At 60.6% G+C, this 22,406-nt stretch carries 23 protein-coding genes; 15 read left to right on the plus strand and 8 right to left on the minus strand.

Features of this window, described 5'->3' with window-relative positions; translation table 11 throughout:
- Window positions 1–3 precede the first annotated feature (3 nt).
- The 4 genes from OHL18_RS23310 to OHL18_RS12200 all read left to right on the plus strand — a co-directional run bounded on the left by OHL18_RS23310 (window position 4) and on the right by OHL18_RS12200 (window position 1,258).
- On the plus strand, window positions 4–330 hold the full coding sequence (locus OHL18_RS23310) for a hypothetical protein (protein ID WP_396274427.1): 327 nt from the start codon (window positions 4–6) through the stop codon (window positions 328–330).
- 28 nt (window positions 331–358) lie between these two features.
- A complete protein-coding gene (locus OHL18_RS12190; RefSeq protein WP_263375121.1) occupies window positions 359–604 on the plus strand; it encodes a hypothetical protein in 246 nt (81 codons plus the stop codon).
- The gene (locus OHL18_RS12195; RefSeq protein ID WP_263375122.1) at window positions 604–1,020 is read left to right on the plus strand and encodes a type II toxin-antitoxin system VapC family toxin; all 417 of its coding nucleotides are present in this window, start codon (window positions 604–606) and stop codon (window positions 1,018–1,020) included. The genes OHL18_RS12190 and OHL18_RS12195 overlap by 1 nt, the downstream gene beginning before the upstream one ends.
- 94 nt (window positions 1,021–1,114) lie before the next feature.
- Window positions 1,115–1,258 carry a DUF3309 family protein gene (locus tag OHL18_RS12200; protein ID WP_263375123.1) on the plus strand — a complete coding sequence of 48 codons (144 nt, stop codon included), beginning with the start codon at window positions 1,115–1,117 and terminating at the stop codon, window positions 1,256–1,258.
- A 93-nt stretch (window positions 1,259–1,351) separates the two neighbouring features.
- Here the strand turns inward: OHL18_RS12200 and OHL18_RS12205 are convergent, their stop codons facing one another.
- The gene (locus tag OHL18_RS12205; RefSeq protein ID WP_263375124.1) at window positions 1,352–1,891 is read right to left on the minus strand and encodes a GNAT family N-acetyltransferase; all 540 of its coding nucleotides are present in this window, start codon (window positions 1,889–1,891) and stop codon (window positions 1,352–1,354) included.
- A gap of 144 nt (window positions 1,892–2,035) precedes the next feature.
- On the opposite strand from OHL18_RS12205, the gene OHL18_RS12210 reads away from it, so the two are divergent.
- Window positions 2,036–3,019 (plus strand): dienelactone hydrolase family protein, encoded by a 984-nt coding sequence (locus OHL18_RS12210; RefSeq protein ID WP_263375125.1) that lies wholly within the window; start codon window positions 2,036–2,038, stop codon window positions 3,017–3,019.
- Between the two features lie 2 nt (window positions 3,020–3,021).
- Complete coding sequence (locus OHL18_RS12215) at window positions 3,022–3,702, plus strand: peroxiredoxin family protein (protein ID WP_263375126.1); 681 nt, start codon at window positions 3,022–3,024, stop codon at window positions 3,700–3,702.
- A gap of 79 nt (window positions 3,703–3,781) precedes the next feature.
- Here OHL18_RS12215 and OHL18_RS12220 read toward each other — a convergent pair whose 3' ends face one another.
- Window positions 3,782–4,711 (minus strand): Fpg/Nei family DNA glycosylase, encoded by a 930-nt coding sequence (locus tag OHL18_RS12220; protein ID WP_263375127.1) that lies wholly within the window; start codon window positions 4,709–4,711, stop codon window positions 3,782–3,784.
- Complete coding sequence (locus tag OHL18_RS12225; RefSeq protein WP_263375128.1) at window positions 4,704–9,518, minus strand: Lhr family helicase; 4,815 nt, start codon at window positions 9,516–9,518, stop codon at window positions 4,704–4,706. Before OHL18_RS12225 ends, OHL18_RS12220 begins: the two co-directional genes overlap by 8 nt.
- Window positions 9,519–9,629: 111 nt before the next feature.
- Here OHL18_RS12225 and OHL18_RS12230 point away from each other — a divergent pair, with 111 nt between their 5' ends.
- Together OHL18_RS12230 and OHL18_RS12235 are read left to right on the plus strand one after the other, a co-directional pair.
- A complete protein-coding gene (locus OHL18_RS12230; protein WP_263375129.1) occupies window positions 9,630–10,079 on the plus strand; it encodes a cytidine deaminase in 450 nt (149 codons plus the stop codon).
- Window positions 10,076–11,413: a thymidine phosphorylase gene (locus OHL18_RS12235; protein ID WP_263375130.1), complete on the plus strand. Its 1,338-nt coding sequence runs from the start codon at window positions 10,076–10,078 to the stop codon at window positions 11,411–11,413. The genes OHL18_RS12230 and OHL18_RS12235 overlap by 4 nt, the downstream gene beginning before the upstream one ends.
- A 328-nt stretch (window positions 11,414–11,741) precedes the next feature.
- Here OHL18_RS12235 and OHL18_RS12240 read toward each other — a convergent pair whose 3' ends face one another.
- Entirely contained in the window at window positions 11,742–12,683 is a 942-nt protein-coding gene (locus OHL18_RS12240; RefSeq protein WP_263375131.1) for a catalase family peroxidase, read from the minus strand.
- A gap of 225 nt (window positions 12,684–12,908) precedes the next feature.
- On the opposite strand from OHL18_RS12240, the gene tpiA reads away from it, so the two are divergent.
- Window positions 12,909–13,697 carry a triose-phosphate isomerase gene (tpiA, locus tag OHL18_RS12245; protein ID WP_263375132.1) on the plus strand — a complete coding sequence of 263 codons (789 nt, stop codon included), beginning with the start codon at window positions 12,909–12,911 and terminating at the stop codon, window positions 13,695–13,697.
- A 19-nt stretch (window positions 13,698–13,716) separates the two neighbouring features.
- Here tpiA and lepB read toward each other — a convergent pair whose 3' ends face one another.
- Window positions 13,717–14,241 (minus strand): signal peptidase I, encoded by a 525-nt coding sequence (gene lepB, locus OHL18_RS12250; RefSeq protein ID WP_263375133.1) that lies wholly within the window; start codon window positions 14,239–14,241, stop codon window positions 13,717–13,719.
- A 663-nt stretch (window positions 14,242–14,904) separates the two neighbouring features.
- On the opposite strand from lepB, the gene murQ reads away from it, so the two are divergent.
- Window positions 14,905–15,873 (plus strand): N-acetylmuramic acid 6-phosphate etherase, encoded by a 969-nt coding sequence (murQ, locus tag OHL18_RS12255; RefSeq protein WP_263375134.1) that lies wholly within the window; start codon window positions 14,905–14,907, stop codon window positions 15,871–15,873.
- A gap of 80 nt (window positions 15,874–15,953) precedes the next feature.
- Here murQ and OHL18_RS12260 read toward each other — a convergent pair whose 3' ends face one another.
- Window positions 15,954–16,469 (minus strand): DinB family protein, encoded by a 516-nt coding sequence (locus tag OHL18_RS12260; RefSeq protein WP_263375135.1) that lies wholly within the window; start codon window positions 16,467–16,469, stop codon window positions 15,954–15,956.
- A gap of 76 nt (window positions 16,470–16,545) precedes the next feature.
- Here OHL18_RS12260 and OHL18_RS12265 point away from each other — a divergent pair, with 76 nt between their 5' ends.
- The 5 genes from OHL18_RS12265 to OHL18_RS12285 all read left to right on the plus strand — a co-directional run bounded on the left by OHL18_RS12265 (window position 16,546) and on the right by OHL18_RS12285 (window position 19,840).
- Window positions 16,546–16,797, plus strand: coding sequence for an AbrB/MazE/SpoVT family DNA-binding domain-containing protein (locus OHL18_RS12265; RefSeq protein WP_263375136.1), 252 nt, complete (start codon window positions 16,546–16,548; stop codon window positions 16,795–16,797).
- Entirely contained in the window at window positions 16,794–17,222 is a 429-nt protein-coding gene (locus OHL18_RS12270) for a type II toxin-antitoxin system VapC family toxin (protein ID WP_263375137.1), read from the plus strand. Before OHL18_RS12265 ends, OHL18_RS12270 begins: the two co-directional genes overlap by 4 nt.
- Before the next feature lie 59 nt (window positions 17,223–17,281).
- The gene (gene murA, locus OHL18_RS12275) at window positions 17,282–18,568 is read left to right on the plus strand and encodes a UDP-N-acetylglucosamine 1-carboxyvinyltransferase (RefSeq protein ID WP_263375138.1); all 1,287 of its coding nucleotides are present in this window, start codon (window positions 17,282–17,284) and stop codon (window positions 18,566–18,568) included.
- An 80-nt stretch (window positions 18,569–18,648) separates the two neighbouring features.
- On the plus strand, window positions 18,649–19,104 hold the full coding sequence (locus tag OHL18_RS12280) for an MbcA/ParS/Xre antitoxin family protein (protein WP_263375139.1): 456 nt from the start codon (window positions 18,649–18,651) through the stop codon (window positions 19,102–19,104).
- On the plus strand, window positions 19,091–19,840 hold the full coding sequence (locus OHL18_RS12285; RefSeq protein ID WP_263375140.1) for an RES family NAD+ phosphorylase: 750 nt from the start codon (window positions 19,091–19,093) through the stop codon (window positions 19,838–19,840). The genes OHL18_RS12280 and OHL18_RS12285 overlap by 14 nt, the downstream gene beginning before the upstream one ends.
- Window positions 19,841–19,858: 18 nt before the next feature.
- On the opposite strand, the gene OHL18_RS12290 is transcribed toward OHL18_RS12285, so the two are convergent.
- Both OHL18_RS12290 and OHL18_RS12295 read right to left on the minus strand, forming a co-directional pair.
- The gene (locus OHL18_RS12290) at window positions 19,859–20,410 is read right to left on the minus strand and encodes an NUDIX domain-containing protein (protein ID WP_263375141.1); all 552 of its coding nucleotides are present in this window, start codon (window positions 20,408–20,410) and stop codon (window positions 19,859–19,861) included.
- Window positions 20,411–20,533: 123 nt separating this feature from the next.
- Window positions 20,534–22,396: a CocE/NonD family hydrolase gene (locus tag OHL18_RS12295; protein ID WP_263375142.1), complete on the minus strand. Its 1,863-nt coding sequence runs from the start codon at window positions 22,394–22,396 to the stop codon at window positions 20,534–20,536.
- Window positions 22,397–22,406 lie beyond the last annotated feature (10 nt).

Genomic DNA, 22,406 nt, shown 5'->3' on the forward strand with positions numbered 1-22,406 from the left:
CTCATGGGACTGGATGTCGTCGAACTCGTCATGCGCTGCGAAGAGGTCTTCGCGATCGAGCTTCGCGACGAAGATATGGAGCGGGTGCGAACGGTCGGAGACCTTTACACTGCGATCTGCAAGGAACTCAAGTTCGCACCTTGCGTGGCACCGACGCTCGAAGCCGGGAAAAATCGCCTGCCGCAGAAGGTTCTAAATCTGGAACCTGATGTCTGGAACGCTGAAGATACATGGGCGACCCTCGTCGCCATTTTCGTGGATCAACTCGCAGTCGATGAAGAAGAAGTGGTGCCATCTGCCGATATCGCCAACGATCTCCGGGCAGACTAGATCCGACCGGTGATATTCTCAAGTCGTTATGATCCGCCTCGAACTCCAACCCGAGACCGAAGCCCAGCTCGCCGCAGAAGCGCAGGCTCGCGGCCTCGCGCTGGACCGCTACATCGAGAAGATCGTAGAAGGTCGTCCTGCTGAGCAGCTTTTCGCCCAACAGAAGGCTCGCTCAATCAGCGAAGCGATTGACCGCATCCTCGAACTGCGCGAAGACTCGGATATCGGGGGCCTCAACGTTAAAGACCTCATCAACGAAGGCCGCAAGCACTGATGACAACGTTCGTCGTTGACGCCTCGGCCACCTTGCCCTGGTGTCTGAAAGACGAAGAGTCAGCCTGGACAATTAGCCTTCTTCGCCGTCTCAGCACTGGCGACCGAATCATCGTCCCCGCCCACTGGCCCACCGAAGTCTCGAACGGGCTGCTGATGGCGACCCGCCGCAAGCGCATCCCGGAAGGCCGTGCCGCTCTGTTCTGGGATGAGCTGGCAATCCTTCCCATCACGGTCGAACAAGCCCTCACCCCCACACAAGCAAAGTCCGCGCTCGCCCTTTGCGATCAGCACCGACTGACCGTATACGATGCCGGTTATCTTGAACTGGCCAAGAGGATGGGTATTTCTTTGGCCACGCTCGACGGCGATCTACGACGGGCGGCTGTGGCCGAAGGAGTCTCGCTCTTTCGATAAAGCGGAGCCATTAGCCGGCTAAGCAGATTTATTACGCCACCATCAAAATCTGCATCTCACTTCGTGTTGTGAAATTAAGTAGCACGGAGAAAGTATGCTCATCCTTCTTATCGTTCTGATTCTGGTCTTCGGGTTTGGCGGCTATCGCATGGGGCCTGGCCTCGGGTACTACGGCGGAGGCGGCATCGGCACAATTCTGCTGATCGTCCTTATCTTGTATCTGCTCCACGTCATATAACTAACCAGACCGCACCCACTGCATCGATGCATTCATCCTTCGCGCCGTAGCGATCGTTTCCACGCGTCGCGGCTCGAAGGGTGGCCGTGTCGCTCAAACCACGCCTTTCACCATCCGCACCACCGTAATTCCTTCCCCTGCACCAACCGGCACAGTAATCTCTTCCAGCTTGCGATAGCCCTTGAGGCTATACAGCGGTACGCCTGAAAGCGTGCTTCCCATCTCAAAGCTCTTGAAGCCTGCGTCTTTCGCGGCATCTTCAGACCGTACCAGGATTGCCGTACCCAGCCCCTGCCGCGCAAACGATGGGTGGATGAAGATGGCACGGATCTTTGCGGCGTCCTTCTGCGGATCAAGAAGCTCCGGCTCAATCGCTTCGACTTGATGGTCGCCGCCGTAGAGCGTCTTACGCTTGCTCCATCCACCGCAGCCCGCGAGTGCGCCGTCTTCCGAAAATGCGAGCAGATACGTACCATCTGCGACCAGTTGCGTGTCGACAGTGAAGACCGTTGTAAGCGCGAGTTCGCGTTGTTCGGGCGTGTATTCGACCTGAAGCGTGAGAACCGAGGCGGCGATAAGCTCGCGGATGGCGGGGATGTCGGCCACAGTGGCGGCGCGGAAGTGGAAGGCCATCGAAACAGTTTAGCGGGCGTGAGGGTTTGTGGCACTTCGCCCACCTTAGCGAAGATAGAGCTGTCGCGAAGATGGGGCGCCCGAACTGGTGGCGGTTCATCGCGTGAATTCAGATGCTCCGGCTGCGGTTGTCGCGAGATGCGGGTGCGGATTACACTTCTCCGCATGAAGCCATTCTGGAACCGCTCCCTGCTCAAGCTTGCTGCCGCCCTCGTTCTGGTTCCACTCGCCGCCCCGGTTGTTCATGCACAGGATTGGGCAAAGGCGAGGCTGGACAAGTCGCCACGGCACCGCGAGTGGGTGACGCTGAAGCATGATGGGCGCTCGTTGCAGGCGTATGTCGTCTATCCCGAGGTGAAGCAGAAGGCCACCGTCGTCGTGCTGATCCACGAGATCTTCGGGCTGAGCGACTGGGCGAAGGAGATGGCGGACGAGATCGCGGCGGAGGGTTACATCGTCGTCGCGCCGGATCTGTTGAGCGGCATGGGGCCAAAGGGAGGCGGCTCCAGCGAGTTTGCCGATCAGGAAGCGACGGTCAAAGCTGTATCCGGCCTGGACGCGGCGGTAGTGACGGCGGACCTCGATGCGGCGGCGGACTATGGCAAGAAGCTGCCGTCGGCCAATGGCAAACTCGCAGTGGCAGGCTTCTGCTGGGGTGGCGGCAAGACCTTCGCGTTCGCGACGCATCGTAAAGACCTCTCCGCGGCGTTTGTCTTCTACGGTCCGCCGCCATCGGATGTGACAACGATTGTGGCCCCGGTGTACGGCTTCTATGCGGGCAATGATGCGCGCATCGATGCAACGCTGCCGGACACCATTACAGCGATGAAGGCGGCGGGAAAGAAGTTCGAGCCAGTGACCTATGACGGCGCTGGACATGGCTTCATGCGTGCAGGCGAAGACCCGGCCCCGACGACGACCGAGGCAAACAAGCAGGCTCGGGAGAAGGGCTTTGCGCGGCTACTGATGTTGTTGAAGCAGGTAGATCAGCAGACGGCGCAACTTGCCGTTCCGGACATGGATCGTTCCGTTGCGAAGCAGGCGAAAAACGCCGCTCCGATGAGTTGCGAGCACGGAACTGTGACGACGGACACGGCCAAGACGAAGACGTCGGCTGCGATAATGTAGGGATGGACGCGACACCGCAGATAAGCCTTCAGGACAGGCTCGACGAAATTACAACCAGGACGCGCTCGCTGGTCCAGGCCGATCGGCTGGCGATCTCGGAACAGGCCACGGCAGAGCTGTTCGCGTCGGGCATCGAAGAAGGAATTTTGAAGGCGGGGGCGCTGGCGCCGGAGTTCAGTCTCGTCGACGCGCGGTCGCGCAAGGTCGTCCAGTTGGCCGACCTGATCGCGCTGGGGCCGACGGTTGTCAGCTTCTTTCGCGGCAGGTGGTGCCCCTACTGCGTGACCGAGATGGAGACGTGGCGCGAGCTTCAGCCGGAACTGCGCAAGCGTGGGGCGCTGTTTGTATCGATCGCGCCGCAGAGTGTGCGCCAGAGCAATTTCATGATCGAGCAGCATGCGCTGACGTTTCCCGTGCTCTCCGATCCCGGCGCGGCCGTTGCGGAGGCCTACGGTGTTGCCTACAGCATTCCCGAGGTCCAGCGCCGCTACTACCAAAGCATTCTGATCAACATCCCCTTCAATAACGCGGGACTGAGCTATCACAATGCGACGGAGGCAAGCTGGCGGCTGCCTTTGCCAGCAACTTTTCTAGTGAAACAGGATGGCGTAATCGCCTATAGCCAGGCGCATGCGGACTTCCGCGTGCGGACAGAGCCGGCGGAGATTCTGGCGCTTCTTTGATCGAAAGAACGGGCACGAACAAACTAAAAGCAGATCCTCCGACTTCGTCGAAGGACGCCAAGGATTTGGAAGATCGGACCTAACAGCCAACTTTGCGGCGGCGAGGGGCTTGGGTGCGACCGACCGGAGCGGGCACCGAGGCAGTGCCTGACTCGATCTTTGACTCAACCCACGGCTGGCATTGCGGGCACCAGTAGGTGGAGCGTGCCTGCTCGCCTTGTTTGCGCATCATGATGGAGGCACCGCAGCGGCGGCACTCTTCGCCCTGACGCCCGTAGACCCAGAGACGTTCGTCGCGGTTGGAGTTGCCCGTTGTCCTTCGATTGCCGAAGTACGTGACGATGCCGTCCCCCGAACCGTCGAGAACATTGACCTGCATGTAACGCTGGGCGAACTCGGCCATCTGTTCCCTCTCTCGCGGCGTAATGGTGTTCATGGCGCGAAAAGGGTTGACGCCAGCGATGAAGGCGACCTCACTCTTGTAGACATTCCCAAGACCAGCGAGCACGCGCTGATTCAGTAGGGCGACGGCGATCTCGGCGTTCGGATTCGCGGCGGCATAGTCCGCGAGCCGCTTCGCGCCTGCTTCGACGGTGAAGCCTTCCGAAAGAATGTCGGGGCCCAGCTTCGGGATCTGCGTATAGCGTTCGAGCGAGCGAGCGGTGTGGAACTCCACCACGGGGACGTTGAAGGCGACGGCTTCGAAGTCTGCGGTGCGGATGACGGCACGCATGGCGCGATGAGGCATGCGCCAGCGCTCGCCGGTGCGATAGATGTGCCAGCTTCCGCTCATCAGCATGTGCGTGACGAGGATGAGATCGCCGGAGAAGTGCATGAGACACCACTTGCCCCGCGACTCGACCTTCTCGATGGTGCGGCCGATGATCGGGGTGTCGTCGTTCACGCGAGCGAGCGGTGCGAGGCCGGTCTCGAAGCCGGTGACGATCTTGCCGCCAATCGCGCGTTGCAGAGCGCGGGCCGCTCGGTAGATTGTGTCGCCTTCAGGCATTGGGTCGCGCCTCTCTTTGTTGGCCGGGGAGAGGCGGCAGATTGCGGCGAACGTTGAAGCCCATAGGGGCGGCCTGGAAACCGGCGTCGAGGAGGATGCGGGCGATCGGATGTTCTGCTACCGAAATGCCATTGATCGTTGTGATGAGCATTCCCGCACGGTCATTGCCCATCGTGCTTTCGTGCTGGACACGGGTTACCAGAAACTCCGCAAGTGAGCGAGCTGTTTGTGTCCGCTGCGGTTCTTCTTCAGGGAGGAAGATCTGCAGGTTGGGGTTGCCGCGGCGCAGGTAGGCGATCAACGAACCGTTGCAAAGAATGACGCGCGCGCCGACGCTGCGCGTAAGCGACGATGACGCATCGGGCGCAGCGGGCCAGCGTAGGAGCGAGCCATAGGGATTAGCCGGATCGGTGGCGGCGAGTTGGACGATCTCGCTCTTGCCAGGGTCGGGGTCGTTGCGCAGGGAACGCAGGAGATCAACGGCTGCGGGCATGGCGAACTGCGTTGCTCCGAGGTCCGCGGCGAAGTAGCCACGACGGACTTTGCCACTCTCTTCGAGCGCCTTCATCACGTCATAGATGGCGGAGAAGCCACCGGGGAGGTTCTCGGCATGCGCGGTCTCGCGGAGGACGACGCCGTAACGAGTGAGCAGTTGCTGTGCGATGGCGTGCGACCAGTTGGTAGCGGAGCGGTCGGAATCGAAGGCCGTCGCCTGCAGCGTCCAGCGGCCTTGCACAGTTGGCGGAGTTGTACGGCGCGAGCGGAAGGCGCTCTGGTTATGAACGCGCTTCGCAGGGCGAGAGTTGGTGGAAGGACGATCGCAGTAAGCGCGGAGAGCGGCGAGGCCGTCGTTGCGAAGCTGGCCGCGCCAGACCAGGTTCCAGATGGCATCGATGGTCTCGCCGGGATAGCCGCCGCCGAGGGCGTCGTGGATGTCTGCGAAGAAGGACGCTCCATGGCTCTGCAAATAGGTAACAATGGCGGTTTCTTTTTCTGCTGCGCCCGCGTACTTCTCTTCTCCCCTTTCCCTCGTCCCTTCTCCCTGCGTTATGGGCCACAGCTCTGGTAATTTCTCCGCCAAGTACAGGCCGATGCGGCCATCGCGCTCGCCGATGGGATCGAGTCCGGCCCAGACGACTTCGCCGGCAGCGATGAGGGTGTCGAGGTCAGAGGGCTTATAGTTCATCAGCCTCGCAGGCAGTATCTCGGTCTCGAGGATGGAGGCGGGGAGCGGTGCGCCTTGGAGGTTTTCGATCACGTCGAGGAGAGCGTCGAGGCCGCGTCGAGGTTGGATGACGCCCTGCCAGCGTGTGATGAGCCGTGCGAGGGTGCGCTGTTCGACGGGCTCGACTTCCTTGCGAAGGCGGGCCAGAGACTTCCTGCGAATGGTGCGGAGGACTTCGTTGTCGCACCATTCGCGATGGATGCCGCCGGGGCGGAAGCCGCCTTCGACGATGCGACCTGTACCGACAAGCCGATTCAACGTGGTGTCGACTACATCTGGCGAGAGCGCAAAGCGGCTTGCGGCCTGATGTGTCGTGAAAGGGCCGTGGGTGCGACCGTAACGGCGCAGTAGGTCGAAGAGTGCTTCAGGGACTGCGTTGAGGAAGGCTGAAGGCAGGCCGGGTGGAAGAGGCACGCCAAGGGCATCGCGGTAGCGGCCAGAATCTTCCACAGCGATAAATCGCTTCTCTCCCGCCACGGTGACTTCAAGTACGCGCCGTGCCTTCGCCAGACGGTCCGCTGAATTTGCAACTTCTTCGGTTACACACCTGCGGAGAAGCTCTGCACGAGTGAGGTCTCCAAGGCGAAGGAGAAGATCATGCACGCCGTCCATGTTCTTCGCCTTGTAGGTATCAGCAAGGCACTGCAGTTGTTCTTCGGTCTCTTCGATGGCATTGAGGTCGAGCAGCTCGCGAAGATCGGCGTCGCCCATCAATTCGCGGAGCTGGTCCTGGTCGATGGACAGCGCCTGCGCGCGCCGTTCGGCCAGGGGAGCGTCACCATCGTAGATGTAGTTAGCAACGTAACTGAAGAGTAACGCGGAGGCAAAGGGCGATGGCGTCCGTGAATCGACGGTGTGGACGCGGAGTGAACGGTTGCCGACGGCGCGGAGAATCTCCATCAACGCGGGCATGTCGAAGACGTCGCGCAGGCACTCGCGATAGGCCTCCAGCAGAATCGGAAATGATGAGTAGCGAGAGGCGACGCTGAGCAGGTCGTAGGCGCGCTTGCGCTGTTGCCATAGGGGCGTGCGGCCATCGGCGCGGCGGCGTGGCAGTAGTAGAGCACGGGAGGCGCTCTCGCGGAACTTCGCTGCGAAGAGAGCGGTCGAGCCGAGTTGGCGCAGGACGAGTTCGGCGGCTTCTTCAGGTTCAAGCAGCAGCGGTTCGATGGGCGGAGCTTCGTCGGCCTCGGGGAAGCGCAGAACGAAGCCGTCTTCGCTCCACATGGTCTCGACTTCCATGCCGTTGTTGCTGCGGATCTTTGCCGTGGCAGCCATGGCCCAAGGCGCGTGGATGCGACTACCGAAGGGCGTCAGCACACAGACGCGCCAGTCACCAAGCTCGTCGCGGACGCGCTCGATGACGATGTTGCGGTCGTCGGGAACGGTGACTGTCGCGATCTCCTGGTCGGCGAGATAGCGCAAGACGTTCTCGGCGGCCCGAGGTTCGAGGTCGTGTTGCGAGACGAGTTGCGTGATCGCGACGCTGCGTGGCATCTCCCGCAACTCGCGGACAAGAGCGCCGATGCGGTGGCCAAACTCCAACGGTCGGCCTGCGCGGTCGCCGTGCCAGAAGGGCATCTTGCCCGGTTCTCCAGGAGCGGGCGAGACAAGGACGCGGTCATGATTGATCTCGTCGATGCGCCAGGTCGAAGCGCCCAAGATGAAGGTGTCACCGGTGCGCGACTCGAAGACCATCTCTTCATCCAGCTCGCCGACGCGCAGGGGCTTGCTGGCTCCTGAGAGGAAGACACCGTAGAGGCCGCGGTCCGGGATGGTCCCGCCGTTGAGGATGGCGATGCGTTTGACGCCAGAGCGCGGGGTGAGCCAGTTACGGTTGCGGTCCCAGGTGATGCGTGGGCGAAGCTCGGCGAATTCGTCCGATGGATAGCGACCGGCAAGCATGTCGAGCACGCCGTCGAATACGCTCTGGCTGAGGCCCGCAAACGGCGCGGCACTGCGGATAAGCGCGTAGAGCGCGGCGTAGCTGATGCCGGGGGATTCTTCTTCGTCGGATTTCGCCTTGCTGCGAAGTGCAGCGTTCAGCGCATCGAGCGGCGGATGCGCGATAATGGCTACCATCTGCTGCGCCAGCACGTCGAGCGGATTGCGAAGAAAGCGCGTGGACTCGACGTGGCCTTCGTGCATGGCGCGGGTGACGGCGGCGCAGGCGATCAGGTCGGCGCGATACTTGGGGAAGATGATGCCGTTCGAAGGCGCTCCGACCTGATGACCTGCGCGGCCTATGCGCTGCATGCCGCTGGCGACCGAGGGTGGAGCTTCGATCTGGATGACGAGATCGATCGCTCCCATGTCGATGCCGAGTTCGAGCGACGATGTCGCAACGAGGGCCTTGATCTTCCCTGCCTTCAGCAGCTCTTCGATCTCGCTGCGCTGCGTCGCTGCGAGCGATCCATGATGGGCGCGGGCGATGGGTTCGCCTGCGAGATCGTTCAACGCCCCGGCGAGCCGTTCGGCTACACGGCGGGCATTGACGAAGATAAGCGTTGAAGTTCGCTCGCGAATGATCTCCAATAAGCGAGGATGGATCGACTGCCAGATCGAGGTTCGCTTCGGACCTTGCGACACCGGGCCGCTGGGGATCTCTTCGATCTCGCCGAGCTTGGCCATGTCCTCAACAGGCACTTCGACGCGTAGGTCAAGGAGTTTGCGGGCACCAGCATTGACTATCGTGACAGGGCGATAGATGGGCCCGGCGGCATCGGACGGCGCTGCTGGGTCCTGGGCGACCTCCATCAACACTTCGGAGACCTCACCTTCGACGTTGGCGATCAGCCCTTCGTCAGTGCCCGATTTGATGGCGTCGGCTTTGGTCGTCGCGCCGCTGAGGAAGCGGGCTACTTCTTCAAGCGGGCGCTGCGTTGCGGAGAGGCCGATGCGCTGAATCGCGCCGCCTGTAAGAGCCTCGAGGCGTTCGATAGAGAGCGCCATGTGCGCGCCGCGCTTGGTGGGAACGAGAGCGTGGATCTCGTCGATGATGATGGTTTCGACGGAGCGGAGGGACTCACCGGCTTCAGAGGTGAGTAGCAAATATAAAGACTCAGGCGTGGTGATAAGGATGTCGCCGGGATGGTTGCGGAAGCGTGCGCGCTCCTTCGGCGAGGTATCGCCCGTGCGGACGCTGATCTCCGGCATGCGGAAGGGAACGCCTTCACGCTGGGCCATGTTGGCGATGCCCTGCAGCGGCGAGCGGAGATTGCGTTCGACGTCGGCGGCGAGGGCCTTGAGCGGCGAGATGTAGACGACGCGGCAGCCCTTGGGCGCATAGGCTAGCGTCTGCATCATCAGCTTATCGAGGCACCAGAGGAACGCCGTGAGCGTCTTGCCAGTACCGGTAGGCGCGAGGATAAGCGTGGATTCGCCGCGTGCAATAGCGGGCCAGCCCTCACGCTGCGGGGCTGTGGGACCGTCGAAGACCGCGCGGAACCAAGCAGCGGTGATGGGATGGAAGAGCGCAAGTGCGGTGTCGGCTGAAGGAACGACCTCTTCCGCAACGACGGTCGCAGCTTTGGCCGTCTTCTTCGGCTTCAACTCTTTCGATTTGGCGGGATTGCGTGGCATGAAATCTTTCACCCTAGCTTACTTCGGGCTCTCTGTTGAGATGCGGGTTCCTCGCGATTATGTGTGTGCGGTCAACGCATTCGGCCCGCGACGATTGAGTAAGATGGCGGTATGTCTGATTCATTGCACGCCAGCGGTCTTGCCCCCGCTACGATCGACGATCTCCGCCAACAGGCGAAGACGGTTGCCAAACACTCGCACTCCCCCTACAGCCGGTTTCGTGTCGGCGCAGCCATTTTGATAACCGCTGGCGAATCGGCGGACCAGCATGTTGTGACCGGCTGCAATGTCGAGAACGCATCGTTCCGCTTAACGACCTGCGCGGAGCAGTCGGCGATTGCCACAGCGGTTGGGAAGTATGGGCCGAAGATCAGCATTCACGCGGTGGCGGTGGCGAATCTGAATGGCGCGGCAAGCATGCCGTGCGGTGCGTGCAGGCAGACGATCCTTGAATTTTCTACGCCAGACACATGGGTCTTCTATCCGGCCGAGAAGGGCGCGGCAGCAGAGGCGAAGCTCACTGACCTGATTCCGGCAGCCTTCCGATTGGAGCAGGCATGAGCGAGACCCTACAGATTCATCCAGTAGACGTGATCCTGCACAAGCGCGACGGCCTCGCGCTGAGCGATGCCGAGATTCAGTATTTCATCCGCGCCGTCGTCGAACACACGGCTACCGACGCGCAGATTGCCGCGTGGCTGATGGCGGTGTGGCAGCGCGGTCTGAATGCGCGCGAGCTGGCCACGCTGACGACGGCGATGCGCTACTCCGGCGAGACGTTCGATTCGGCGTTTCTGAACAGCTTCTGCATCGATAAGCACTCGACCGGAGGCGTGGGAGACAAGACTTCCCTGCTGATCGCGCCTATCGTGGCAGCCGCCGGACTGAAGGTGCCTATGATCAGCGGCCGGTCGCTGGGTCACACGGGTGGAACGCTCGATAAGCTCGAGACCATTCCTGGCTTCCGCACGCAGCTCTCGATGGCGGAGTTCGCCGACGTCATCTCACGCTGCGGCTTCTTCATGGCCGGACAGACGCCAAGGCTGGTTCCGGCGGATCGCATCCTTTATGGCCTCCGCGACCACACCGGGACGGTGGAGTCGCCGAATCTGATCTGCGCGAGCATTATGAGCAAGAAGCTAGCCGAGGGCATCAACGGGTTGGTGCTCGACGTGAAGACAGGCAGCGGCGCGTTCATGTCGAAGTACGAAGACGCAAAGCATCTCGCATCGTTGATGGTCGAGACGGGAGAGCTTGCGGGAACGAAGACAGTCGCTCTGCTAACGGCGATGGATGAGCCGCTTGGACGGTTCTCCGGTAACTGGGTCGAGGTTTGGGAGTGCGTCGACATTTTGAAGAACGTCCGGCATCCGATGTCGGCGGACCTGATCGAGTTATCGAACATCCTTTCGGGATGGATGCTCTACCTCGGCGGCAAGGCTGACTCGCCGGAGGCCGGCGCGAAGCTCTCCGATGAGATGCTGACGACTGGGGCGGCTTACAAGGCATGGCTGGAGATGACCGCATTGCAGGGCGGCGATGTTCGCGTTTTTGACGATCCCGCTGCGCACCACAAACCTTCGGCGAGACGCGTGCTGACGGCTGGCGCTTCGGGCTACCTGCACTCATTGGACTGCCGCGAGGTGGGATGGGCAGTGCAGCGACTCGGTGCGGGACGTGCGAAGCCGGGCGACCCGGTGAGCGCGCACGCCGGGCTTGAAGTTCACGCCAAGCTTGGGACGAAGGTCGAGGAAGGCCAGCCGCTGCTGACCTTGTTCGCAGAAGATGCTGCGTTGTTAGATGAGCCGGAGGCGATGCTCCGGGCGACCTACCACATCGCTCCGGAGCCACCTGAATTGAACCCGCTCGTGCGGGAGATTATCCGCGCCCAATGAACCAACAAACAGTTTCAGTCAAAGCGGCGATTCGCAGAGGGCAACTGACCGTCAATCTGCCGGTCTCGATAATTATTGCGTCGGGCGGGATTGTCACCACTCGGTTCGCCCATGGTTGGTGGATACTACCTGGGTTCATAGCTTCGATTTCATTGGCCTGGTTATGGTGGTCGCTTGCTGTCCCAAGTTGGAGGTTGTGGGCCTTGCGTTCAGGTTGCGATCCAGACGAGTTGCAGAAACGCGGAGTTCAAGTCGGCCTTGTCTGGCCGAGGGGCAGCTTCTTCGAAAAGACAGAGCTACCGCCTCGCTGCCACAAACAAGGATAGGACTAAGCGCTGCGCCGTCTGCGTCCGCTGATGAGGTAGATCGCGGCACGAAGCTCCAGCAGCGGATCGTTCGAAGGCTCGATGCCGTCGACGCGCGGGATCGGGTCGAAGATGGTGTGCTTCTGCTCCGCGGCATCCTCTTCCACCAGCGAGGTCAGTGTGATGGTGCCGAGGTCGGCGATCTTGCTGTCGGCTGCCCAATGAATCGTCGCATTGTCGACAACTTCGCCCACTCCGGCTAGCTGCGCCTTCACCTTGAAGACAACCGGGGCGGACTTCACGCGAGCCGCGATCTCGTCGAAAAGGTAATTCGGCTCCTTCGCCTTGGTCGCCTCGTCGTCGAGGTGATCGAGACCAGCCTCGGGAGAGATCTGGTAGCGGATGAACTGTGAACCTCCCTCTGCGTTGAGGAACTCCATCGCGGTGACGCCGAAATAGCCTTCCGTCGCGAAGCTGACCGGGGCGGGCTTGGGCGTCTGCACGAAGGCGAGTGCGGCGGGATGCGACCCGACGAAGGCTTCCACCGGAGTGGGCGAAGGCGCACCGGGAGCACTGCTTGCAATCGCGGTCAGAAATTCCAGGAACTCTTCGCCGGTATGGGTCGGGAAACCGTCTGTGGAGTGGGCGATGATGTCGGTGTGAACTCGTTCGCCGAGGTGGAAGCGGACGGCAATACCGCGCGGGTTCGCGTTGGGATCGTTGTCCGGGATGACAGGAACGCCGGTGGAGTTCGAGAAGCGGACCGTGACGGGAGTGGAAGGATTGGCGAAGTGGGGAGCGCGGCTGAGCGCAGAGGCACCCGGCGCCGGGGTGAACTCGCCCTTCAGAAGGATGCCTTTAGCATGGGCCGGACGGATGCCGGGGTAAGCGCCAAAGATCGCCTGGAACTTTGCGATCAGGGCTTCACTGAGTGCGATGAGCTTTTCGTCATTGGGAAGAGGCATAAAGTGATCTCCTGGAAATTTTGGGAACGGTGGCCCAAGGTCACTCTACCGAGGGATAGCGAGGAACGCTACTCGACACATAAATTCTTCAAGAATCCGCGCTTGCGGAGCATGGCATATCTCTTTCGGGGATCGGAAGGGTAGTTCGATTCGGCCGCCGGAAGCGAATCTTTTCCCCTCCTATCTCTTCCCTCCGCGTGCTCAAAGTGGGATACTAAGTCGCTGATGCGTAAGCCACTGATTGCCGCGAACTGGAAGATGTACAAGACGCCCGCCGAGTCGGTCGCCTTCCTGCACGAATTTCTCCCCCTGGTCTGCAACATCGACGACATCGACATCGCGATCTATCCGACGATGTCCTCGCTGGCGTCTGTGATCGGGGCCGTCCAGGGCACAAACGTCTCGGCTGGAGCTCAGACGATGCATTGGCTGAACGAGGGTCCCTACACGGGCCAGACTTCGCCGACCATGCTTGCCAGCATCAACTGCGACCATGTGTTGCTGGGCCACTCCGAACGCCGCATCTACGCGCACGAAACGGACGACATGGTGAACTGGAAGCTGCGGGCAGCGCTAGCCCAGGGTCTCATTCCCATGGTGTGCGTGGGAGAGACCCATGACAAGCGAGAGTCGGGCCTGACCGAAGCCGTTTTGCGCTGGCAGATCAGTTGCGCACTGAACAGCATCAAGCCCGAAGAGGCCGAGCCGATCGTCATCGCATACGAGCCCGTCTGGGCCATCGGCACCGGATCGGTGGCCAAGCCGGACCAGGTCTCCGAGGCGCACCGGATCATTCGCCGGGAGGTCGCCGCCCGGCTGGGAGAACAGTGTGCGGAGAGGATGCGGATTATCTACGGAGGAAGCGTGAAGCCGGAGAATATCGCCGGCATTATGGAGCAGCCGGAGATCGACGGCGCCCTGGTGGGGGGAGCGAGCCTGAACCCGCATACCTTCGCCGCGATCATTCAAAATGCACTGCCGGTGGCACATGCCGCCAGCCGTTCGAAGTGCTAGTTGCACTGTGGGCAGAGCTCTAGCGGACTACGCCTATCTGATCCACCGGCCAATAGACGAAGGCTGCTTTCCCGTAGATAAGCTCCCGCGCGACCGGGCCGAAGTCCCGGCTGTCGCTGGAGATCGAGCGATGGTCGCCCATCACCCAATAGTCATGGGGCGGGATGATCGTCTCCGGCTGTGAACGCTCATCCTCATAGCGGATGGGAACGTAGCCCTCTTTAAGGGGCACGCCGTTTACGAAGACCTGCCCGTGGTCGATCTTCAGTCGGTCGCCTCCCACAGCAATGACCCGCTTGATATAGCTCTTCGAGTGGTCGTGGGGATAGAGGAAGACGACCACATCACCGTGATGGATATCGCCGACCCGATAAGCGATCTTGTTGATGAAGAGCCTGTCCTGATCCTGCAGCATGGGCAGCATGCTGGTGCCTTCGACGCGGACAGGCTGGTATAGGAAGACAATAATGAACGCCGACACGATGATGGAGACCAGAACGTCCCGTGCCCAGGAGGAGGTCCAGGGACGCAGCGCGGGGGGCAATGAAGCTTGAGGCTCCCTGGAGGGCTCAGCGGACAGCGATTCGAGCGATGCCTCTGGCCCCGGGCCGGGCACGCTGACTGTCGTCCTCGCCGGTGGTAGCTGTGGTTGCACGTCCTGAGACACTTCGGTGTTCGCTCCTGCCTGGGATGCAGCCGCCAAAAGGGCCAACCGAACCTATCTTCCCTTCTACCAATCTACACTCGCAACTTCCAGGAGCCCAACTGTGGGAACGGGAGCGGCGAAAAGAACCAGCCGAGGTGAGTCCTCCACCCCGAGTTAGGAGTGAATACTGGGATCGTGGCTCGCAAACTCGCCGCATCTTCTCTTAGTCTTTATCTCACCGTGAAAATGCGTTTTCGTGTCCCCTGCGTTCGCGATCTCACCCAAAAGATGGAGTGTGCAAAATAGCCGGTCGACTAGACTACGAGGAAAGTTGATGGTCGGCCACGCTGCCGCCTCTCCGTTACGGGATGGAACTCGTCGCTTGGCCTGAACCGACGTGGCGCTCCCGTGCCTGGCCGACGAGCCCTGAACCCGGTAATGTCGTCAACAACATAACGACATGCGATTCAAAGAGCGAATCAGCGGCGATATCCGTACAGCATCATTCCCTATGGACAACATCAAAGTTAGCAGTAGAATGACACAGGATCGCATACAACTATGGCCACTCTCACACTACCCGACCTCCCCATCGTTCAGAAGGCTGGTACAAATCACGTGTCTGATCCGGCATTGATTACGACCGAGACAGCGAACGCGGCCTCGGAAGGGTTTGATAAGAAGTCCGCTCTCGAGATCGCCCGCATCATCAACCACGAAGACGCCAAGGTAGCCGCAGCAATCAAGAAGGCGCTTCCCGAAATTGCAGTGGTCATCGACACCGTGGCCCGCGCGCTTCGCGATGGCGGTCGCCTGATCTATGTCGGGGCCGGTTCAAGCGGACGGATCTCCGCTCTCGATGCCTCGGAGTGCCCGCCAACGTATTCGACGACCCCGCAGCAGGTCCAGTACATCATGGCCGGCGGCCCGAAGGCGCTAGCCTCGGCGTCCGACGTAAATGAAGATTCGCCCGAGATCGGCCAACGTGACATTGCTCGCCGCCGTCCCACGCGGAAAGACATCGTCATCGGCGTCTCCGCCAGCGGCCGCACCCCGTATGTTGTTGGTGCCGTTGAATATGCACGCGCACGCGGAGCCAAGACCGCTGCCGTCGTCTGCAACCTGCACACTCCCCTGGCCGAAGTGGCCGACACCACCATCGTCGCCGAAGTAGGCCCGGAGGTCGTCTCCGGATCGACCCGCATGAAGGCCTCCACAGCCCAGAAGATGATTCTGAACATGATCACAACGGGAGCGATGACCCGCCTGGGTTACGTCTACGACAACCTGATGGTGAACGTGCACATGAAGAACGCCAAGCTGGTCGAGCGTGGCATCCGCGTGCTGATGACCGTCTGCGAGATTGACCGCGATACCGCTATCCGCACCATCAAGTCCGCCGGAAAGTCGATTCCGATCGCGGTCGTCATGTTGAAGGCCAATGTCGACAAGATGGAAGCAGTTCGGCGCCTGACCAAGTCGGACGGCAACGTCCGTCTCGCGATTGAAGACTCCAAGCTCGAAATCTGATCCTTCCGGTCAAATGAATCAAGGAGATCCCCGCCCTCAAGCGGGGATCTCCGCTTTCCGAACCAAATCAGGATTGGCACTCAGACGAGGTATTTCTCGCGGAAGAGCGTGAGGTGGTGCTCGGCGTGCCCGGCGAGAAGAAAAGCCATCGCGCGAACGGTGAAGGTCTTCCCGTTCGCCGTGCCTGTGCGCATCCAGGCGGTCGGCGGCAGATGTCTATACAGTGTCAGAGTTGAAAGCCGGACCTGGCGGAACTCTTCAAGGTGATCGGCAAGCCTTACCCTGTCCGCTTCGGCCCCTGCGACCGCCACGTCCTGATCGAAGCCGGGTAAAGGATCGCCCAGACCGCGAGCGAACCATAACGCTCGCCCGGCGAAGATGCGCTCTGTGTCCGTGATGTGGCTCATGGCCTCGCGAATGCTCCATTTGCCGGTAGCGTAGCGGTGCAGCGACTTCTCCTCCGATAAATCGCCGAGGAGTTCGTCAAACTGCGGCAACTGATTCAGAAGAGCCGCCAGAGGATCGTCTCCCTCTACCTCGTTGATGTAGTTCCAGTGAAACTCCGATGCCTCATGCGTCTCCGGTCGTCCGATCATGCCACCACTGTATCCTCTGATTCATCGGTTCGCCAGACCAACCTGCTATTCTTTACCTTGAGTTATAGAGGTAAAGATGGCCGCTTCAAGCACGATCAGCAGTAAAGGTCAGATCACCGTGCCCATCGAAGTCCGCCGGCGACTTGGAGTCAAGCAGGGTGACCGCGTCGAGTTCGTCGTCGAAGACGGGAAGACGATCCTGCGTCGCGTACAACCATCAGAAAACCCTTTCGACAAATGGATCGGCCGTCTCCCAGGATTCAAAAACGTCGACGAGATCAATGCCTGGGTGCGAGAGATGCGCGATCCAGATGGGGAATATGAGTGAGAACATCACTCGATACAAACATTCTCTCCGCCATCTGGTCGGGAGAACCCGGCGCCTCCAACCTTTCAAACCAGCTTCAGGTCCTCAGGAATACCGGAACGCTCGCCATCGCGCCGATCGTCTTTGCGGAGCTGTTCGCCCATCCACATGCGACCCAGGACATTATGGGCGAATTTATGACTGACACCGCAATAGAAGTCGATTTCCATCTGGACAAGTCCGTCTGGATCGAAGCGGGCCTTCGGTACTCCCAATATGCAGCCCGCCGCCGGAAATCTATCCGCGAGGCTCCGCGGCGTCTCCTTGCGGACTTTCTGGTAGGAGCCCATGCGCTCGTTCATGCAGACCAGTTGATGACTCTAGACACCAACAGATTTACACACGACTTTCCTGAGCTCCGCCTGGTCGATACATCCGTCCTATAGCATCGGCCCGAACCACCCCCGCCACCCATTTCCACTCCGAATCCCCCTAAACTAAGGGGATGGACAAGTTTGTAGTACGCGGCGGCAACCCGCTTCTCGGCACCGTCAAGATCTCCGGCGCGAAGAACTCCGCGCTTCCCTGCATGGCCGCCGCCATCCTCACCGCCGACGAGGTCATCCTCGAAAACATTCCCCAGGTCCGCGACATCGAGACCGAACGCAAGCTGCTTGAGTCAATGGGCGCGGAAGTCGAGCTCGGCTATGGCCGCGCCCAGCACCGGACGTCGATCAAGTGCGGCATTCTTTCTGACCCCGTTGCCAAGTACGAGATCGTGAAGACCATGCGCGCGAGTTCGCTGGTGCTCGGTCCGCTCATCGCGCGCACTGGCATAGCCCGCGTCGCGATGCCGGGAGGCTGCGCCATCGGCGGCCGGCCCATCGATTTGCACATCAAAGCGCTCGAACAGATGGGCGCGACCATCACCTACGACCACGGCTACCTGGAGGCAAAGGCTGATCGCCTGAAGGGTACGCACATCGTCTTCGACAAGATCACGGTTACCGGGACGGAAGACATCCTGATGGCGGCCACGCTGGCTGAGGGCGAGACGATCCTGGAAAACAGCGCCCGCGAACCCGAAGTCACTGATCTCGCTGCGTTGCTGATCGCCATGGGCGCGAAGATCGAAGGCGCTGGCACGTCGACCATCAAGATCCAGGGTGTCTCCAGCCTGCATGGCGCACGCTACCGCATCAATCCCGACCGCATTGAAGCGGGGACATTCCTGATAGCCGGTGCAATCACTGGCGGCGATCTGAACGTCGATTGCTGTGACCCCGCGCACCTCGGATCTCTGATTGGCAAGCTCGAACAAGCGGGTGCCCGTCTCGACATTGGGACCGACAGCATCCGTGTGCGCTCCGAAGGTGTCGGAAGCCTGAAAGCGGTCGACATCTCAACCGAAGAGTACCCCGGCTTCCCTACCGACATGCAGGCACAATACATGGCGCTGGCGACCCAGGCGGAAGGCACGTCCATCGTGACCGAGAACATCTTCGAGAACCGGTTCATGCACGTGAACGAACTCGTCCGCATGGGCGCAAACATCAGCGTCTCCGGCCGTACGGCAACGGTGCGTGGTCGCACGCCGCTGCAGTCCGCAGCCGTGATGTGCTCTGACCTGCGGGCCTCTGCGGCACTCGTTCTGGCAGCGCTGGTCGCCGACGGGGAGAGCATTCTCGACCGCGTTTATCACATGGACCGCGGCTACGAGCGCATGGAAGAGAAGCTGCGTGGAGTCGGGGCCCAGATCCGGCGGATGGGCGATGTGTTCGGAAAGAGATAGTTCGCGCCTCAATCCGGAAAAACAATCTTGCACCTAGATCTCGATTTCGGTGATAATAAATCACGGAATCGAGGTGCTTGTTGCCAGCCGCCCTGCTCGTTGAACAACTCGCTCCCAGCGTCACCGGCTATCCGTTCGAACACGCGGCGAACCTCGCGGACGAGCGTGAACGGGCCAGGCTGAGCGCCAGCGCGCTGAAGGCATTTCTGAACATTGCCGCAAAGTGGGAGTTGAATGAGACGCAGTCGCGCGGTCTGCTCGGCGGAGTTGCTTCATCCACTTTCCATGCCTGGAGATCGAATCCCGGCAGTAAGAAGCTCGATCAGGATACTTTAACGCGGATCTCTCTGGTGATCGGCGTCTACAAAGCGCTGAACATCTACTTCAGCAAGCCGTGGTCGGATCGCTGGATGACGCTCGAAAATCGTGGGCCGTTGTTTGCCGGACGCGCGCCGATCGAGTACATGCTGCGCCATGGCCAACCAGGCATGGTGGAAGTTCGCCGCATGCTGGACTCGTGGCGTGGCGGACACTAAGATCGCAGTGACTCCGCCGCTGCAAGCCTTCCGTCGCCGCGGTCTGCATCGCCTGATTCCCTCGAAGTTCAGTGAGGGTGGAACGGTGCTTGCGGATGTGGCTGACGACGAAGCGATGCTTGCCGACATGATGCTGCTGGACGGTGCCACGAACGATCGCATTCAGGGCGAGCATCATGGCATCTCAGGCATAACCCCCTATGAGCTTGTCTACGGCATCCCCAACGCGCACATTGTACGAGCGGCTTATCTGCATCCCAGCCCCTTTGGCAGCCGCTTCAACGACGTCACCCGCGGAGCGTGGTACGCTGCGATCAAGTTGGAGACCTCGTTCGCAGAGGTGATCTGGCATCGCGGTGAACACCTGGCGGAGATGGTCGTCCCTGAGCTTCCCGAGCAGCGGCCTGACGTTGAGTTGTCGGAGTATGACGACTGGCAGGCGGACTTCAACACGGGCTTTCACGCGCTTGAGCCCGTCGAGGCCTATGCGGAATGCCTGGAGCCAGCGCCGGTTCCCGAGTGCTATGAGCGTCCACAGGCATTTGCGAGGCAGCTTCTCAAAGAGCGCTCAAACGGGATCGTCTATCCCAGCGTGCGCCACGCCGGGGGCACCTGCGTCGTATGTTTTCGTCCGGCGCTGATCATCAATCCCCGGCGTGCCGGTCGTTACCAGATTGAGCTGAAGCTAACGCGTGGCACGTACCGCAGCAAGATCCAGCGCGTGTTGGTGGAATAGGTCGTACCGACATCCGCCCTAGGCGTGGCGTTCGCGCCACAGCTTGTAGATGCCCCATGCCGCCACCGTGCAGTTGTCGACAATCGTTCGATCAAGGATCATCGCTTCAAACCGCTCAACCGGAACGCGATGAACGGTCAAATCGTGCTCTTCCGCATCCGGCTCCGGCTCGCCTAGCTTCAGGTCCTCCGCAAGAAAGCAGACCTGCTTCTGATTCATCACGCCATAGGCGATCTGGAAGGTCGTCAGGTGAGTCATCTTTCCGGCGGTCAGGCCGGTCTCTTCGCGCAGTTCGCCCCGAGCGAGTTCTTCGGGATCGACATCGGCTGTCTCCCACCCGCCTTGGGGGAACTCCAGATGGTTTGCAAGGACGGTATAGCGGAACTGTTCGATGAGGTAGAGGAAGCTACCTTCCGCAGTGACCTCAAGCGGGATGACGATGCACGCAGGATCCTTATCGATCACGCCGTAGATCCCACGCTCGCCGTTCGCCCGCTCGATCACATCTTCGCGAACGCTCGTCCAGGGATTCCGGTAGACCTCTCGCGTGCTGATCGTCTTGATCGACATAGGTAATCCACCCCAAAACCTTGTCATCCTTCGCCATAAGCGGAGGATCTACTCCTGCTCTGTCCTCACTTCAGCTTAGCAAGAGCGTCACAAAACTCTTCTACCTCAAGAGTTGCAGCGCGATTAATTGGGGCTCAGAAACTCCAGGTGAGAGGGATACTTCGGCGAGCCGTAGATCGACATAGTCTGCGCTTTGTACGCTTCGGGCGGAGCGGTCATGATGTTGGGAACAAAAGTCTGTGGGTTGCGGTCGTAGAGCGGGAACCAGCTCGACTGGACCTCGACCATGATCTTGTGGCCCTTCAGGAAGGTGTGGTCCGCGCCATGGAGGCTCCACTTGTACTCGTTCACCTCGCTGGGCTTGATGGCCTCGGGATGCTCGAAACTCTTGAGGTAGCGGCCACGGAAGATCTCATCGACGATCATCAACTGGTAGCCGTTCATTGGAGCGGGAGCGTCGTCTGGGTAGACGTCGATGAGCTTGACGACCCAGTCGGCATCGGTGCCGGTGGTTGCGGCAAAGAGGTCGGCTACGACGTCGCCCGTGACGGTTACATCGTGGTCGAGCACAGGCGTGGTGAAGTTCGCCAGGTCCTTGCGGCTGCTGACGAAGCGCTGATCTTCGACCAGCCACGGGCGCCAGCGTGAGCCGGTGCCGTAGGTCGATTCGACCGGCCTCATACGAAACGGAATAGGGTCAGCGGGGTCAGCGACGTAGGCGGCGGCGACGGTGTTGTAATCGCCCGTCGGAGCGGCGAATCCAAGCGCATGCTCGGCGCCAAGGTACAGCTTCTCGCCCTTGAAGCCGCTTACGGGTGGCCAGACATCGTAGCGCTCCCACTGGTTGACGCCGGTGCGAAAGCTGGCGACACCCTTGAGATCAAAGCCGCTCTGGCCTTTCAAATACTTCTCGAAGAACGGAAATTCCATGGTCTTGCGATACTCTTCGCCGGTGGGCTGGCCGAAGTCTATCGCTCCCAGGTTCTTGCCCGGGCCGCCCCACCCTCCATGGTTCCACGGGCCGAGAACCATGAAGACCTCGCCCTTCTTGTCGTGCGGCTTCAGCGCGGCGTACTCCGCCTGCGTGCCCCACATATCTTCCTGGTCCCACCACCCGCCGACTTCAAGTGTGGGGACTTCGACCTTGGTGAGGTGCGATTCGACGGCCATGTCCTGCCAGAACTTCGTATAGGCGGGCTGCGTCAGGAAGATCTTCGCGGTGGGCAGATTGCTTATCTTCGCCGACTCCGCCGCTCCGGCAAAGTTCCCATGTTCGAGAAAAAAGTTGTACTGGTCCTCTTTGGAGTCGGCCGGAACGTCGGTCTTCTGCGCTTCCAGTTGTTGCACGTAGTCGAAGCCGTAGGTCTCGCGGAAGGCTCCGTTGTGGAAGAAGTCGTCACCCTTCCAGACATTGGTCATAGGCGCCTGGGGAGAGATCGCCTTCACCGCCGGATGGGCGTCGATGCCCGCCATCATCGCAAGGAAGCCAGGATAGGAGACGCCCAAAACGCCCACCTTGCCGGAGTTATTGGGCACATGCTTCAGCAGCCAGTCGATGGTGTCGCGGGTGTCGGTGGTCTCGTCGACGTCCTGCTTGGAGTGATGCGCGACGATGGGCCGGTTCATCACAAAGGTGCCTTCGGAGCCATATCTCCCGCGGATGTCGCAGAGGACGAAGATATAACCGCTCGCCACCAACTCCGGCTTGGATATGTTGAGCCGCTCGGAGGTGGCGTGTTCCGCGCCGTAGGGAGTGCGCTGGATGAGAAACGGCAATGCTGGGCCTGACTTCTCGGAACCGACTGGACGGAGGATGACGACATGAAGCTTTACCCCATCGCGGACAGGAATCATCTCTTCCTGCCGGGTGTACTCGTGATCGTGATGTTCCGGCTTTGCAGCGGCATCCTGAGCGAACGCTGGCAAAGCAGCGGATAGAGAAATCGAAATTCCTATGGCGAGAACTGCTCTGCGGAATACGCTCACGATCACCTCA

The sequence above is a fragment of the Granulicella aggregans genome (assembly GCF_025685565.1).
GTDB lineage: Bacteria > Acidobacteriota > Terriglobia > Terriglobales > Acidobacteriaceae > Edaphobacter > Edaphobacter aggregans_B.

Coding starts and splice junctions, on each gene's coding strand:
- OHL18_RS12200 (WP_263375123.1), top strand. CDS start 1,115: ATGCTCATCCTTCTTATCGTTCTGATTCTGGTCTTCGGGTTTGGCGGC.
- OHL18_RS12225 (WP_263375128.1), bottom strand. CDS start 9,518: ATGCCACGCAATCCCGCCAAATCGAAAGAGTTGAAGCCGAAGAAGACG.
- tpiA (WP_263375132.1), top strand. CDS start 12,909: ATGCGTAAGCCACTGATTGCCGCGAACTGGAAGATGTACAAGACGCCC.
- OHL18_RS23310 (WP_396274427.1), top strand. CDS start 4: ATGGGACTGGATGTCGTCGAACTCGTCATGCGCTGCGAAGAGGTCTTC.
- OHL18_RS12230 (WP_263375129.1), top strand. CDS start 9,630: ATGTCTGATTCATTGCACGCCAGCGGTCTTGCCCCCGCTACGATCGAC.
- OHL18_RS12265 (WP_263375136.1), top strand. CDS start 16,546: ATGGCCGCTTCAAGCACGATCAGCAGTAAAGGTCAGATCACCGTGCCC.
- OHL18_RS12205 (WP_263375124.1), bottom strand. CDS start 1,891: ATGGCCTTCCACTTCCGCGCCGCCACTGTGGCCGACATCCCCGCCATC.
- OHL18_RS12195 (WP_263375122.1), top strand. CDS start 604: ATGACAACGTTCGTCGTTGACGCCTCGGCCACCTTGCCCTGGTGTCTG.
- OHL18_RS12290 (WP_263375141.1), bottom strand. CDS start 20,410: ATGTCGATCAAGACGATCAGCACGCGAGAGGTCTACCGGAATCCCTGG.
- OHL18_RS12190 (WP_263375121.1), top strand. CDS start 359: ATGATCCGCCTCGAACTCCAACCCGAGACCGAAGCCCAGCTCGCCGCA.
- OHL18_RS12240 (WP_263375131.1), bottom strand. CDS start 12,683: ATGCCTCTTCCCAATGACGAAAAGCTCATCGCACTCAGTGAAGCCCTG.
- OHL18_RS12260 (WP_263375135.1), bottom strand. CDS start 16,469: ATGATCGGACGACCGGAGACGCATGAGGCATCGGAGTTTCACTGGAAC.
- OHL18_RS12215 (WP_263375126.1), top strand. CDS start 3,022: ATGGACGCGACACCGCAGATAAGCCTTCAGGACAGGCTCGACGAAATT.
- murQ (WP_263375134.1), top strand. CDS start 14,905: ATGGCCACTCTCACACTACCCGACCTCCCCATCGTTCAGAAGGCTGGT.
- OHL18_RS12220 (WP_263375127.1), bottom strand. CDS start 4,711: ATGCCTGAAGGCGACACAATCTACCGAGCGGCCCGCGCTCTGCAACGC.
- murA (WP_263375138.1), top strand. CDS start 17,282: ATGGACAAGTTTGTAGTACGCGGCGGCAACCCGCTTCTCGGCACCGTC.
- OHL18_RS12235 (WP_263375130.1), top strand. CDS start 10,076: ATGAGCGAGACCCTACAGATTCATCCAGTAGACGTGATCCTGCACAAG.